The sequence below is a fragment of the Brevundimonas sp. genome, from assembly GCF_044336875.1.
Classification (GTDB): domain Bacteria; phylum Pseudomonadota; class Alphaproteobacteria; order Caulobacterales; family Caulobacteraceae; genus Brevundimonas.
The window spans coordinates 73,200-87,146 of the sequence record NZ_JBIIOP010000009.1 but is presented as its reverse complement, the minus strand read 5'-3'; the positions used below and the strand labels follow the sequence as shown (position 1 = coordinate 87,146).

General features: G+C 67.8%; 8 protein-coding genes. 3 read left to right on the top strand and 5 right to left on the bottom strand.

Annotated elements, in window-relative coordinates; all coding sequences use genetic code 11:
* Positions 1-140 precede the first annotated feature (140 nt).
* A complete protein-coding gene (locus ACIQ1T_RS12175; RefSeq protein WP_395944817.1) occupies positions 141-1,799 on the top strand; it encodes a pectate lyase in 1,659 nt (552 codons plus the stop codon).
* Positions 1,800-2,022: 223 nt separating this feature from the next.
* Positions 2,023-4,686: a TonB-dependent receptor gene (locus ACIQ1T_RS12170; protein ID WP_395944816.1), complete on the top strand. Its 2,664-nt coding sequence runs from the start codon at positions 2,023-2,025 to the stop codon at positions 4,684-4,686.
* An 18-nt stretch (positions 4,687-4,704) separates the two neighbouring features.
* Here ACIQ1T_RS12170 and ACIQ1T_RS12165 read toward each other — a convergent pair whose 3' ends face one another.
* The 3 genes from ACIQ1T_RS12165 to uxaC form a co-directional block, all read right to left on the bottom strand.
* Positions 4,705-6,204 carry a UxaA family hydrolase gene (locus ACIQ1T_RS12165; RefSeq protein ID WP_395944815.1) on the bottom strand — a complete coding sequence of 500 codons (1,500 nt, stop codon included), beginning with the start codon at positions 6,202-6,204 and terminating at the stop codon, positions 4,705-4,707.
* Between the two features lie 192 nt (positions 6,205-6,396).
* Positions 6,397-7,881, bottom strand: a complete 1,485-nt coding sequence (locus ACIQ1T_RS12160; RefSeq protein WP_395944814.1) for a mannitol dehydrogenase family protein — start codon at positions 7,879-7,881, stop codon at positions 6,397-6,399.
* Complete coding sequence (gene uxaC, locus ACIQ1T_RS12155) at positions 7,878-9,293, bottom strand: glucuronate isomerase (RefSeq protein ID WP_395944813.1); 1,416 nt, start codon at positions 9,291-9,293, stop codon at positions 7,878-7,880. Before uxaC ends, ACIQ1T_RS12160 begins: the two co-directional genes overlap by 4 nt.
* Before the next feature lie 274 nt (positions 9,294-9,567).
* Between uxaC and ACIQ1T_RS12150 the strand changes: the two genes are divergently transcribed.
* On the top strand, positions 9,568-9,876 hold the full coding sequence (locus tag ACIQ1T_RS12150; RefSeq protein ID WP_395944812.1) for a GNAT family N-acetyltransferase: 309 nt from the start codon (positions 9,568-9,570) through the stop codon (positions 9,874-9,876).
* Between the two features lie 7 nt (positions 9,877-9,883).
* Here ACIQ1T_RS12150 and ACIQ1T_RS12145 read toward each other — a convergent pair whose 3' ends face one another.
* Complete coding sequence (locus ACIQ1T_RS12145; protein WP_395944811.1) at positions 9,884-11,254, bottom strand: mannanase; 1,371 nt, start codon at positions 11,252-11,254, stop codon at positions 9,884-9,886.
* Between the two features lie 25 nt (positions 11,255-11,279).
* Positions 11,280-13,832 (bottom strand): glycoside hydrolase family 3 protein, encoded by a 2,553-nt coding sequence (locus tag ACIQ1T_RS12140; protein ID WP_395944810.1) that lies wholly within the window; start codon positions 13,830-13,832, stop codon positions 11,280-11,282.
* Positions 13,833-13,947 lie beyond the last annotated feature (115 nt).

The window sequence follows — 13,947 nt, the reverse complement described above, 5'->3', positions numbered from 1 at the left end:
TTGTGGAGGCCGCATGGAGCGATCCGTGCGGCCTTTTTCTTTGCCCGATCAGGGCTAGGAAACCGGTGTCACTCATGCTTGAGTACAACCTCGAAACGGTCGCCAAGAACCGTCCGAGAGAGGTCACCCCAGGAGTTTCCATGTCCGTCACGTCCATGAACCGCCGCGCCCTGCTGGCCGCCGGCGCCGCCGCCACCTTCGTCGCCGCCTCCGGCCCCGCCCTTGCCCAAAACCCTGGAGGCATGACCTCGCCCGACCGCGCCGCCGTCCTGGATGCGATGAAGCGCGCCGCCCGGTTCATGAGCGAGGAGGCCGCTGTCGAGGGCGGTTATGTCTGGCAGTATCTGCCCGACTTCTCGCGCCGCTGGGGCGAACTGGAAGCCGGCCCGACCATGATCTGGGTCCAGCCCCCCGGCACGGCGACGGTGGGCCACCTGTTCATGGACGCCTATCACGCCACCGGCGACGACTATTACTACGAGGCCGCCAAGAAGGCCGCCGACGCCCTGGTCAAGGGCCAGCACCCGCTGGGCGGCTGGAACTATGTCATCGACACCGCCGGCGAGGAGTCGCTGAAACAGTGGTACGGCACGGTCGCCGCCAACGCCTGGCGGCTGGAGGAATTCCACCACTACTACGGCAACGCCACCTTCGACGACGCCGGCACGGCCGAGGCGTCGCAGCTGCTGCTGCGCGTCTATCTGGAGAAGAAGGACCGCAAATATCTGGCGCCGCTGAACAAGGCGATCAGCTTCGTGCTGGAGAGCCAGTATCCGAACGGCGGCTGGCCGCAGCGCTATCCCTTCGTCGAGAACGGCGGCCTGCACGGGCATGAGGACTACACCCCCTACATCACCTTCAACGACGATGTGGCCGGCGAGAACCTGGAGTTCCTGATCTACGCCTACCACGGCCTGGCGCGGAACGGCCGGGGCGACGCCAAGGTGCTGGACGCCATCCACCGCGGCATGGACATTTTCGTGAAGACCCAGCAGCCGCAGCCGCAGCCGGCCTGGGGCCTGCAGCATTTCCCCGACAGCCTGAAGCCCGCCGGCGCCCGCACCATCGAGCCCCAGGCCTTCGTCACCCACGCCACCGGCACCAACATCAAGTCGATGCTGGGCTTCTACCGCCTGACCGGCGACCGCAAATATCTGGCGCGCCTGCCCGAGGCGATGGACTGGCTGGACCAGGTGGCGACCAAACCGCCGCTGAACACGCCGGGCCGCACCCACCCGACCTTCATCCTGGAAGGGGCCAACACCCCGATCTACATCCACCGGCGCGGATCCAACATCGCCAACGGCCAGTATTACGCCGACGACAATCCGACCAATCTGATCGTCCACTACGGCTCGTTCCGCAACGTCGACACCCCGGCCCTGCGCGCCGAATACGCCCGCCTGTCGGCCCTGCCGGTCGAGGAGGCCACCCGTGGCTCGCCCCTGAAGGCCCGTCCCGGCTCGCTGAACCTGCCGAAATATTTCACCCTGCAGGACGTGGACGTCTGGGACATGTCCAGCGACGCCCGCCGCCCGACCGCGCCGCACGCCAATCGTGCGGCCGATCTGATCTCCGCCCTCAATGCGCGCGGCTACTGGGCCACGCCCCTGACCACGACCTCCAACCCCTACAAGGGCCCCTCGCCTACCGCAGTCACCGGCGGCGAGTACCAGATGACCCGCGTCGGCGATCTGTGGGACACCTCCCCCTATCAGACCGACTTCCCGGTCGAGGGCGTCTCGACCTCGGTCTTCATCCGAAACATGGGCGACCTGATCGAAGCGCTCGGCGCCTGAGTTTCAGGCTGGAGGCGGCGGAGACCCAATCGGAAAGCGCAGACTGTCCGCCCGAGACTCCACCGCCTTCTTTCCGCCCGAAAACGCGACAAACCGGCGAAAAACAAGGCCCTGAGATGGCAAGACCGCCTCCCCTTCGCCTTTCTTTCGCAAATGCAAAAAAGATGGAAACCGAACTGAAGCTCAGCGGTTTGGGTCGCACCGAAATTTCGATGAGATCCTTATGCAAGCCACCGTCTGGGCGTCTTCCACGTCTGTTCTCGCCCTGATGCTGGCCACCGGCGCCGCCGCCCAGACCGTTTCACCGACGGCCAGTGACGCGACGGCGCAGCAGGCCCCCGCCGCCCCGCCCCGCCCCGCTATCCGCACCTCGCCCCTGGGCGCGCTTCTCGGCAATCCGACCCGACTGGGCGACATCACCGTCGTCGGATCACGCAGCAGCCTGACCACGGCCCGCAACATCAAGCGTAACGCCGACGAAGTCGTGGACGTGATCGTCGCCGAGGACATCGGCAAGCTGCCCGACAGCAACGCCTCGGAATCCCTCGCCCGCGTCACCGGCGTCCAGGTCGAGCGCGGCGGCGGCGAGGCGTCCCGCGTGCTGGTGCGCGGCCTGCCCGACATCTCGACCACCTACAACGGCCGCGACATCTTCACCGCCGAGGGGCGCGGCGTGGCCCTTCAGGACTTCCCCGCCGCCTCGGTCGCGGCGCTGGAGGTCTTCAAGTCGTCGTCGGCCTGGCGGCTGGAGAGCGGCATCGCCGGCCTGGTCAATGTGCGCTCGCGTCGGCCGTTCGACTTCGACGGCCTGGAGATCGCCGGCTCGATCCGGGGCACCTACGCCACCCAGTCCGAGCAGTACGACCCGAATGGCGACATCCTGATCAGCAACCGCTGGGACACCCCGATCGGCGAGGTCGGCGCCCTGGTGAACCTGTCCTACACCAGCCTGCGCTACCTGGATTCGGTGCGATGGGGATCGGGCGTGGTCGGAACGATCACCGACCAGACGACCGACCCGACCCTGGTCGGCGCCCGCTATCCCGACGCCGCAGGCGTCTATTACGGCACGGGCGACCGCTGGCGGCCCTCGGCCAACGTCGCCCTGCAGTGGCGGCCCAACGATCAGTTGAGCCTCTATTTCGACGGCCTGTACCAGGGGTATCGCGGCGAGGTGTCCGATCGTCAGTTCGTCGTGCCCCTGTACGCCGAGGGGACGAGCTTCGATAACATCGTGCTGCGCCCCGGCGGCGACGTGCAGAGCCTCACCGCGTCGGGCGGTCTGCGCCCGGAGCAGTATCAGTCCGCCGCCTTCGGCAAGACCGACACCTTCCAGTACGCCGTGGGCGGGGTCTATACCGCCGGTCCGGCGGAGTGGTCGTTCGACCTGGCCCGGACCGAAAGCACCTTCACCAACTCGATCCAGAACATTGACACGGCCTTCGCCTCGACCCCGGTGGTGGATGTCAATTTCGACGTGCCGCGCGAAGACGGCGGGGTCGAATTCTCGTTCCGTGATTTCGACACGACCGATCCGGCCAACTACATCTATCGCGGCCTCTTCGACCGGCGGTTCGAGGGCAAGGGCGACGACGTACAGGCGCGGGTGGATCTAAAGCTGGATACGGGCAACAGCCTGTTTCCCGAAACGCGTTTCGGCGTCCGCTACGTCGACCGCAACGCCTCCTACCAGAACGGCGAACGTTATCTGAACCAGGAAGATCTGCGCATCGGTCTGGCGGACCTGCCGGTCGAACTGGGCCTGGTCCAGGCCGGGTTCAACGGCAGCGACGTCCAGGCGATGCGGACCTGGGTCGCCCCCACCTATGACAGCCTGCGCAACAATATCGAGGGGCTGCGCGCCATCGCCGGCTTCGCCGCCGGCGATCCGCCGATCATCCCGGAACAGACCTTCCTGGCCAATGAAAAGGCCTGGACGGGCTATGGCCAGGCGGACTTCGCCTTCAACCTGTTCGGCCTGCCGGTCGAGGGCGACGCCGGCCTGCGGATCGTGGCCACCGAGGTCACGGTGGACGGTTCCACGCGGAACACGGTCGACGGGGTCGAGAGCTTTACCCCGATCCAGCGCACCAGCCGCTACACGGACCTGCTGCCCAGCCTGAACGTCAAATTGCCGCTGACCGACGCCGTCCAGGTGCGGTTCGCCGCCAACCAGACGCGGACCCGGCCCAGCTTCGGCCAATTGAACCCGGGACTGTTCGTCTCGCCCAATCCGGACTCGTCCGGCCTGCGCGCGGCCAACGGCGGCAATATCGACCTGACGCCGATCGAGTCGACCAACTATGACGCCACCCTGGAATATTATTTCTCGGACAGCGGCTGGGCGACCCTGGGCGCCTTCCGGCGCGAGATCAACGGCTTCATCATCAACGAGACGGTGGACATCGTCGATCCGGTCTATGGAGCCCTGCGCGTGACCCGGCCGCAGAACCTGGACTCCTCGGTCCTTCAGGGGGTGGAGGCGGCCTTCACCACCTTCCTGGACTACGAGTTCATGCCCGACTGGGCGCGGCATTTCGGGGTGCAGATCAACGGCACCATGGTCGACGGCGACCTGCAGTATATCTCGAAATATTCGTACAATCTGGTCGGCATGTACGAGAACGGACCGATCAGCGCCCGCCTCGCCTACAATGTCCGGACCAAGTACGACAGCGGGGCGATCGGCGAATACGTCGATGACGTCAAGCGGCTGGACTTTTCGGCCAGCTATTCGCCCACCGACCGGATCACCGTGGCCTTCGACGCGTCCAACCTGTTGGGCGAGCCCTTCCGGTCCTTCTACGACTATGGCGAAGGGGTGTATCCGCGCGACGTGCGGCGCGAGGAGACGATCTACTCCCTGGCCCTGCGCTTCCGGTACTGAAGACCGAGCCGTCGGCGCCTAGAGATAGGCGCCGACCTGCCAGGGCACGAACTCGTTGTCGCCTATGCCCAGGGCCTCGGACCTGGACGGCTCGCCCGAGGCGACGGCCAGCATCCTGCGGAAGATGATCTCGCCCACCTCGGCCATCGGGGTTCCGGTCAGGACCGGCGAGGCGTCGATGTCCATGTCCTCGTCCATCCAGTTCGCCAGTTTGGCGTTGGAGGCCACCTTGATCGACGGGGCGGGCTTGGCGCCGAAGACCGAACCCCGGCCCGTGGTGAAGACGATCAGATTGGCGCCCGAGGCGATCTGGCCCGTCGCCGAGCACGGGTCGTAGCCGGGGCTGTCCATGAAGCTGAGCCCCTTGGACATGAGCGGCTCGGCGTAACCGATCACGTCGTTCAGCGGGGTCGAACCGGACTTGGCCACGGCGCCCAGAGACTTCTCCAGAATGGTCGTCAGACCGCCCTTCAGATTGCCGGGCGACGGATTGTTGTTCAGCTCCATCTGGTGCCGGTCGGCATAGTCGCGCCACCACTCCAGACGGGCGTTCAGCCGGTCGGCCACGCCCTGGTTCGCCGCGCGGCGCAGCAGCAGGTGTTCAGCGCCCCAGATTTCCGGCGTTTCGGACAGCATGGCCGAACCGCCGTGGGCGACCAGCAGATCGACGGCCGCGCCCAGGGCCGGATTGGCGGTGACGCCGGACCAGCCGTCCGAGCCGCCGCATTGCAGACCGACGGTCAGATGGGCGGCGGAGACGGGCTGACGTTCGACCTGGGCCGCCTCGGCGACCAGGTCGCGGACGATCTCGATCCCGGCCTCGATGGCGCGGCCGGTGCCGCCGGCTTCCTGGATGGTCAGGGCGCGCAGATGGGGGCCGGCCTGCAGACCCTCGTTGGCGAGCCAGGCGGGGATCTGGTTGGCCTCGCAGCCCAGGCCGACGATCAGGATGGAATGGAAGTTCGGATGCCGGGCGTAACCCGACAGGGTCCGCTGCAGCAGGGTGACGTCGCTGGACAGGGAAGAGCCGCCGCAGCCGCCCTGGTGGGTGAAGGCGACCACGCCGTCGACGCCGTCGGGCAGGCTGGCGTCCGGGAAGGCGTCGGCGATGCGGCGCGCGACCGTGGCCGAACAGTTCACGCTGGTCAGGACGCCGATATAGTTGCGGGTGCCGACCCGGCCGTCCGGGCGGACGATCCCGTTGAAGGTCGCGCCGTCCAGAGACGCCGGTACGCGCAGATCGGCGCCGACCTCGGCCTCGCGCCCGTCCTCGGCCATGGCCAGGTTGTGGACGTGGACATGGTCTCCGGCGGCGATCGCCGTTTTGGCCCGGCCGATGACCTGGCCGTAGCGGCGGACCAGACCGCCCTCGGCGACGTCGTGCCGGGCGATCTTGTGGCCGGTGGCGATCTCGGCGCGGGCGGGGACAGCCAGGCCCTCGGGCGTGTCGCCGGCGGCGATGTCGTCCAGAGCGATGGCGACGTCGTCGGCGGGGTTCAGGATCAGGACGCGGGACATGGACTAACCTCGTTTCTTCCTTCTCCCCTTGGGGGAGAAGGTGGCTCGCGGAGCGAGACGGATGAGGGGGCCGCCAGACGCAGGCCCACTCTTGTCGTCAGCGAGGCGGACAGAGCCCCCTCATCCGAGCCCTTCGGGCCCACCTTCTCCCCCGAGGGGAGAAGGCAGGAAGCGACGAACTCGGCCATCAGACTACGCCGTCACCGCACGGGCGGCCTCGACCGCGCCGTTGCGGCTCAGCGACAGATAGGCGCCCGTGACCGCTACGGCGAACCGGTCGTCAGCGGCGAGCGCAGGCGGGAAGACGGCGGACAGGGTCAGCAGGGCCGAAACCCGCGCCTGGTCATTGTCGCTGCCGGCCAGAAGTTCGGCGGTCTTCGCCGCCAGGGGATCGTCGACGACGAAGATCTCGCCGCTTTCGGTCACGCCCGACTGCCATTTCATCCAGGCGGCGACGCCAAGAGCGATGGCGTCTATCCCCATTCCCTTAGAATCTGGCCCGGCCGCCAGGCGTTCGGCGGCGCCGGCCAGCAGCCGCTGGGGCAGTTTCTGTGATCCGTCCATGGCGATCTGCCGCGTCCGGTGCATCAGGGCCGCGTTGGAGAACCGCGCCATCAGCGCGTCGCGATAGGCGGGGATGTCCAGACCCGGCGGCGGGTTCAGCGTCGTCTGGGCCTCGTCCCACAAGGCTTCGACATAGGCGCGGAAGGCGGGGACGGCGACGGCCTCGTGGACATGCTCATGCCCTGACAGGGCGCCCAGATAGGCGACGGCCGAATGGGCGCCGTTCAGCAGGCGCAGCTTGGCGTCCTCCCACGGCTCGACCGCGTCGGTCAGTTGCACGCCGAGCGCCGCAAAGTCCGGCCGCTCGCCGGCGAACCGGTCCTCGATCACCCACTGGGTGAAGGGTTCGGCCTTGACCATGCCCTGGTCCTCGACGCCCAGTCGGGCGGTCAGGCGGGTGATGTCGTCGGCAATGGTCGCCGGAACGATCCGGTCGATCATGGTCTGGGGGAAGGCGCCTTCGGCCTCGATCCAGCCGGCCAGGGCCGGGTCGACATGGCGGGCCATGGCGACGACCCCGGCGCGGATACGCTTGCCGTTGTGGGGGATGTTGTCGCAGCTGACGACGGTGAAGGGTTTCAAACCCGCCGCCTTGCGGGCCTGCAGCGCCGCGACGATGAAGCCCGGCGCGGTGCGGGGCGAAGCGATGTCGGCCAGATCGGCCGCCACCTCGGGATCATCCAGCAGCAGGTCGCCGGTGGCGGGGTCGAGGCGATAGCCCTTCTCGGTCACGGTCAGGGTGACGATGTGGACGTCCGCGTCGGCCATGGCGGCGACCAGGGCGGCAGGGTCTTCCGGTCCGACCAGGACGCCGCGACCAGCGCCGATCACCCGCAGATGCTCGTCCGAACCGTCACGGACGACCAGGGTGTAGAGGCCGTCCTGCGGGTTCAGCTGATCGCGCACGTCCGGCGACCGCAGCGAGGCGCCCAGCACGCCCCAGCGCAGGTCGCCGGCCTTGATCGCATCGTCGAACACAACCGCCTGGTGGGCGCGGTGGAAGGCGCCGATGCCCAGATGGACCACGCCGGTCTTCACCTGGGCGCGGTCATAGTGGGGAACGGCGACCTCTGCGGGCAGGCCCTGCAGGGCTGCATTAGACAGCCGGGTCACAGCTTGTAGGCCGCCTTGACCAGACCATAGGTCAGGGCGTGGGCCAGGTCGTGGGCCTCGTCCTCTTCCATCCGGTGCTCGACCACCATCTTCGCCAGGAAGCCGCAGTCCATGCGCCGGGCCACGTCGTGGCGGGCCGGGATGGACAGAAAGGCGCGGGTGTCGTCGTTGAAGCCGACGGTGTTGTAGAAGCCGGCCGTCTCGGTGACCTGTTCGCGGAAGCGACGCATCCCCTCGGGGCTGTCGTGGAACCACCAGCTGGGGCCGAGTTTCAGCGCCGGATAGTGACCGGCCAGGGGCGCCAGTTCGCGGCTGTAGCTGGTCTCGTCCAGGGTGAAGAGGATCAGGGACAGACGGCTGTCCGAACCGAACCGGTCCAACAGCGGCTTCAACGCCCGGACATAGTCGGTCTGGGTCGGGATATCGCAGCCCTTGTCGCGGCCGAAACGGTTGAAGACCGTGGCCGAATGGTTGCGGAAGCTGCCGGGGTGAAGCTGCATCACCAGACCGTCCTCGACCGACATGGCGGCCATTTCGGTCAGCATCTGGCCGCGGAACAGTTCGGCGTCGGCGGCGCTGGCCGGAGCGGTCGAGACCCGCTTGAACAGGGCCTCCGCCTCGCCCTTGGACAGGTCGGCGGTGAAGGCGGTCGGATGGCCGTGGTCGGTCGAGGTGGCGCCCATTTCGATGAAGAAGGCGCGGCGGTCGCGCAGGGCCAGCAGGTATCCGTCCCAGCTCAGCGTATCGCGGCCGGTCTGTTCGGCCAGGATCTTCAGATTGTCGCGGAAGCCCTCGTAGTCGGGATCCAGCACCGGGTCCGGGCGATAGGCGGTCAGAACCCGACCCTTCCAGCCCGAGGCGGCGATGATCTTGTGGTGCTCCAGCGTATCGAGCGGGCTCTCGGTCGTGGTCAGGACCTCGATATTGTAGCGTTCGAACAGGGCGCGCGGCTTGAAGGCGTCGGTCTTCAGGGCGGCGTCGATGACGTCGTAATAGTGGTCGGCCGTCTCGGCCGACAGGCGCACGTCGATGCCGAAGGCCTCGGCATAGACCCAGTCGTGCCACATGCGCGACGGGGTGCCGCGGAACAGGTGATAGTTCTCGGCGAAGCGGCGCCAGATCACGCGTGGATCGGTCTCGACCGGGCCGCCGTCAGCACGCGGCACGCCCAGATCCTCCATCGCCATCCCCTGCGAATGCAGCATGCGGAAGACATAGTGGTCGGGCGTGATCAGCAGTTCGGCCGGATTGGCGAAGTTTTCGTTCCCCGCGAACCAGCCGGGATCCGTATGGCCGTGCGGGCTGATGATCGGCAGGCCCTTGATCTCCGCATAGAGGCGGCGCGCCACGGCGCGCGTGTCGGCGTCCGCCGGGAACAGGCGGTCGGGATTGAGCTTGAGCGGATGAGCCATGACGTCCTTCACTGATCCTCGATGCGGAGGCGTTGGATCGCCTCGCGAGTCTGATCGGGACCAGATACTACGTCGCGCAGAAAAAGACACCGGTTACCTTGGCGTGTTTGACGGCCAGGGCCGGCCGGCGCGTCGAGGGCGGATCCCCCTCATGATCCCAAGACGGGAAACCCTGAGTTTACATCGTTTCGGTTTTCGCGGGCCGGCGAGGCTGGCACAGTCTCGTCATCGACACGCCGGACCTTCCGGATGTCCAGCCGGAAGGAACCCTCCCATGTCCCTCGACCTCGATATCCACGACAACCACGACGCCCACCGCTACGAGCTGACCATCGACGGCCAGACCGCCGTGGTGATGTACAACGAAGTGGGGGGCGGACTTCTGATCACCGAGACCATCGTGCCCGTGCCTCTGGAGGGGCGCGGCGTCGCCAGTCGCCTGGCGAAACATGTGCTGGCCGATATCCGGGCGCGGGGAATCCTGATCCTGCCGACCTGCCCCTTCTTCGCGGGCTATCTGCAGAAACATCCGGAACACGCGGATATTGTTCACCCCAGCTACCGGATAGCGCTGGGCCTCTAGGGCTCGGTCAGCCCGCGAGGATTTCGGCCAGGGCTCTCGCCTGATCGCGGACCAGGGTCCGGGTCGAACGATCGCTGTCGAACACGCCGTACCAGCCCTGGGGCTCGTGCGGCGGATCGCCCAGCCAGGCGCTGTCGCCGTCGTGGAAGCGGAAGTCGGGATTGCGTGTGCGGCCCTCGCCGTTCCAGGCCCAGAAGTTCGAGCCGGCCAGAGGTCCGCCCGCCCGCGCATCCGCCAGCACTGCGGCATGGATGTCGGCGTAGAAGCCGTCGCGCAGGACCGTGGGCACGGACGGATCATACAAATCGCCGTCGCGGGGATAGCCGAATTCCTCGATCACCAGCGGCTTGTCGAGTTGGCGGGCGAAGCCGACATGCTGGTTCACATAGTCGATGGCCATGGCGCGGGCGCGGGCGTCGGTTCCCGCCATGTCCTTGCGGTCCAGCCAGCCCCAGTTGCCCGGCCAGATATGGGCGGTCAGATAGTCGATGTCGGGCGAACGGCAGCTTTCCATCACCACCTCGGCGCGCTCGGACGAGCCCTTCAGCCCCTCCCCCCCGGTCGAGACCAGCTGGCGTGGCGCCAGCGACTTGATCAGCCGGGCCGTGCCGTTGATCCAGGCGTAGAAGGCGGGAAGATTGTCCAGGGCGACCTGCGCGCCGCCGCCTGCGCGCGGCTCATTGGCCAGTTGCCAGGCCATGATGGTCGGATCCTCGGCATAGGCCATGCCGCTGATCGTGTTGGTCCGGCCGACCACGGCCCGGACATAGTCGTGATAGAGGGCGACAGCCTCATCGCTGCGATAGAAGTCGGCGTTGAAGTCGGCGAACTCGGGCCACGGATGGGCCGGGTCGTTCATGTTGATGTAGCGACCGCCGTTGACCCAGGAGAGATAGGTCATCATCCCGCCCGACCATTCCCAGAAGTTGGTCAGATACAGGACCGCCTTCATGTCGCGCCGCCCCATCTCGACCAGGGTGCGGTCCAGGCCGGCGAGCAGGGTCTCGTTATAGGCTGCGGTCTGGTCCCGGAAGGCGGGACGGACCGAGTTGTTCAGCGGCGAGAGCTCGGCCGAGGCGCCGACCCGCAGATTGGTCACGCCGTCCGCCGCCAGGGCGTCCAGCTCGCGCGTCAGACGCCCATGATCCCCATAGTCGGCGTCGGCGCCCAGCCAGGCCAGATACCAGGCGTTGGCGCCCACGAACCGGTACGGCTTTCCGTCCAGTTTCAGTCCGATTCCCTCACGCGTGACAAAGCCGCGGCTCGGCGCCGTCCGGCTGGCGGCCGACGCCGCACCGGCCGTCAGGGCCAGGGCGGCGGTCGAGCCCAGGACCGCGCGGCGGCTCAGGGTGAAACGGTCTTCGGAGGCCTGGGTCATCATCTTCTCTCGCTTCAACCCGACGTCAGGCGGCGGGACAGACAGTATCGCCCTCATCCGACCCCAGGCGGATGTCCTCGACCGTGACGCCCAGCCCCCCGGCCGAACGCAGGCCCCAGGGCTGGTCGACGGCGGAAAGGTCGGCGCCGGCGTCGCGCAAGCAGGACAGCGGCACCTTCAGCGTACGCCACTGGCCCAGAGGCGCCGCGTTGAAGATGGCGGTCACATCGACCTGACCCTCGCCCAGTGTCAGCATCACCGCGCCGCCGGGCCTGGCGTCGAGGCGGTAACGGAAGGCCAGCGCCATCTCGCCGTTGGCCTGGCGGGTCAGATCGACCGGCCGGGCGACGATCAGGGCATGGCCGCCGGCCGCGCCGAACGTCAGGGCGCGCGCCGATTCCTGGCCCGCGCCGTCCGTCGACCGCACGGCCACGCCCGCGCGGGGGCTGGAGCCGCTGCTCTCAGTCCCCAGGCGGAACTCGCCGCCAGCGTCACGCAGCATCAACGACCAGGGGGCGACGAAACGGCCGTCGACGAAGTAGCGATCGATGCTGCCGACCTCGCCCACGACGCCGCTCTCCTCCGACAGGGGGCCGACCCGGGCGCCGTGCGCATAGGTCAGACCATAGCCGTAGGCGAACTGGGGATCATAGCCGGCCTGGCCGACGTTCAGGGGCTCGCCCTTGGCGTCCTTGGGCCAGCTGAACGACAGCTTGCCGTTGAAGTCGGTGCGAGGCCTGCCCGCCGCGTCGCCGATCAGGACGTCAGCGACGCCGCCGCCTTCCGTGCCCGGCAGCCAGGCGGCGACGAAGGCGTCGGAGGCGTTGATCTCGGGATTGGTCCACATCGGTCGCCCCGACAGGAAGACCGAGACGGTCGGGATTCCCGCCGCCTTGAGGCGTTTCAGCGTCTCGAGCGGTTCGGTCGGCAGGAAGTCCAGCGTGTCCACGTCGCCCTGGAACTCGGCATAGGGCGTCTCGCCGAACACGACGATGGCCACGTCCGGCTTCTGCGTATAGACGCCCTCGGGGCTCAGGGTCGCCGTGCCGCCGCCGGCCGCGACCGCTTCGCGGACGCCGCTCCATATCGACTGTCCGTTGGGGAAGTCGGCGTTGGTGTTGCCGGTGCCCTGCCACGTCAACGTCCAGCCGCCCGAAGCCTGGCCGATGTCGTCGGCGTGGCCGGCGACCAGCACGCGGGCGCCGGAGCGGATCGGCAGGACCGAGCCCTCGTTCTTCAGCAGCACCAGAGATTTCCGCACCGCCTCGCGGGCGATGGCGCGGTGCGCCGGCGAGCCCAGTTCGTTCAGATGGCCCTCGACCGGACGGCTGTCGGCGAACAGGCCGGTCTTGACCTTGACCCTCAGGATGCGTCGCACCGCCTCGTCCAGACGGGCCATCGGGATCTCGCCCGATTTCACCTGGGCCAGGGTATTCACATACAGCGGCTTCCAGCTGTCCGGCGCCATGAACATGTCGATGCCGGCGTTGAAGGCCAGGGCGCAGCTCTCGTTGGAGCAGCCGGGCAGCTGGCCCTGGGCGTTCCAGTCGGAGACCACGAAGCCGTCGAAGCCCAGCGGGCCGCGCAGCACGTCGGTCAGTATGGTCTCGTTGCCCGAGTGTTTCACCCCGTTCCAGCTGGAGAAGCTGGCCATGATCGACAGGACGCCTGCATCGATCGCCTGGGGGTAGCCGGACAGATGGGTGCGGATCATCTCCTCTTCTGAACCGGCGAAGTCGCCCTGGTCATGGCCGCCCGTCGTGCCGCCATCGGCGAGGAAATGTTTGGCGGAGCCGGCGATACGGCCGGGCGCCAGAGGCCGGTCGGCCGACAGCGTCCCCTGCAGGCCCAGGGTCATGGGGCCGGCGTAGCTCTGGGCCACCTCCGGATTCTCGGCATAGCCTTCATAGGCCCGGCCCCAGCGATCGTCCTGGGGCACGGCGAGTGTGGGTCCGAAGGTCCAGTCGGCGCCGGTGACTGCGACTTCCAGGGCGGTGGCCTCGCCGATGCGGCGGATCAGGTCGGGATCGCGCGCGGCGCCCAGGCCGCTGTTGTGCGGGAAGATGGTCGCGCCGACGATGTTGTTGTGACCGTGGACGGCGTCAATGCCGTAGATCATGGGGATTTTGGCGCCCGGGCGCTGGGCCACGGCGGCGCGGAAGGCCTGGGCCAGTTCGACCCATTTCCGGGCCGAGGCGCGCTCGTCGCCGCCGGGCGAGGAGTTCCCTCCCGCCAGAATCGACCCCAGCGGATAGGTCAGCAGATCTTCCGGCTTGATCGAGGCGATGTCGGCCTGGATGGTCTGGCCCACCTTCTCCTCCAGCGTCATCCGCCCCATCAGCTCGGTGACGAAGGCTTCCGTCGCGGCGTCGGTCATGGCGGCGGGCGATGCGGCATGTGGCCACAGCGCGGGATGGGCGCGGGTGGCGTCCGTCACGATGGTGTCGGTCGGCTTCACGTAGTTGACGGGGGTCGGACGACCCGCACCCGGGGTTGCGCAGGCGCCGGCGGCCAGGGCGAAGCTGAGCGCCATCACGGAAACGGCGTTGCGGCGGAAGTTCAGGAAACGCGGGGTCATGTCGGGTCCGTCCAGTCGGCGGGCGAGAAACTTTGGCGCGAAAAGCCGGTGCGGCCAGATGACCGCACCGGAAGTTCGCTCAGGGTGCAAAAGATCAGGCGCCAAAACGCGCCGG

Coding starts and splice junctions, on each gene's coding strand:
- ACIQ1T_RS12145 (WP_395944811.1), bottom strand. CDS start 11,254: ATGACCCAGGCCTCCGAAGACCGTTTCACCCTGAGCCGCCGCGCGGTC.
- ACIQ1T_RS12140 (WP_395944810.1), bottom strand. CDS start 13,832: ATGACCCCGCGTTTCCTGAACTTCCGCCGCAACGCCGTTTCCGTGATG.
- ACIQ1T_RS12165 (WP_395944815.1), bottom strand. CDS start 6,204: ATGTCCCGCGTCCTGATCCTGAACCCCGCCGACGACGTCGCCATCGCT.
- uxaC (WP_395944813.1), bottom strand. CDS start 9,293: ATGGCTCATCCGCTCAAGCTCAATCCCGACCGCCTGTTCCCGGCGGAC.
- ACIQ1T_RS12170 (WP_395944816.1), top strand. CDS start 2,023: ATGCAAGCCACCGTCTGGGCGTCTTCCACGTCTGTTCTCGCCCTGATG.
- ACIQ1T_RS12150 (WP_395944812.1), top strand. CDS start 9,568: ATGTCCCTCGACCTCGATATCCACGACAACCACGACGCCCACCGCTAC.
- ACIQ1T_RS12175 (WP_395944817.1), top strand. CDS start 141: ATGTCCGTCACGTCCATGAACCGCCGCGCCCTGCTGGCCGCCGGCGCC.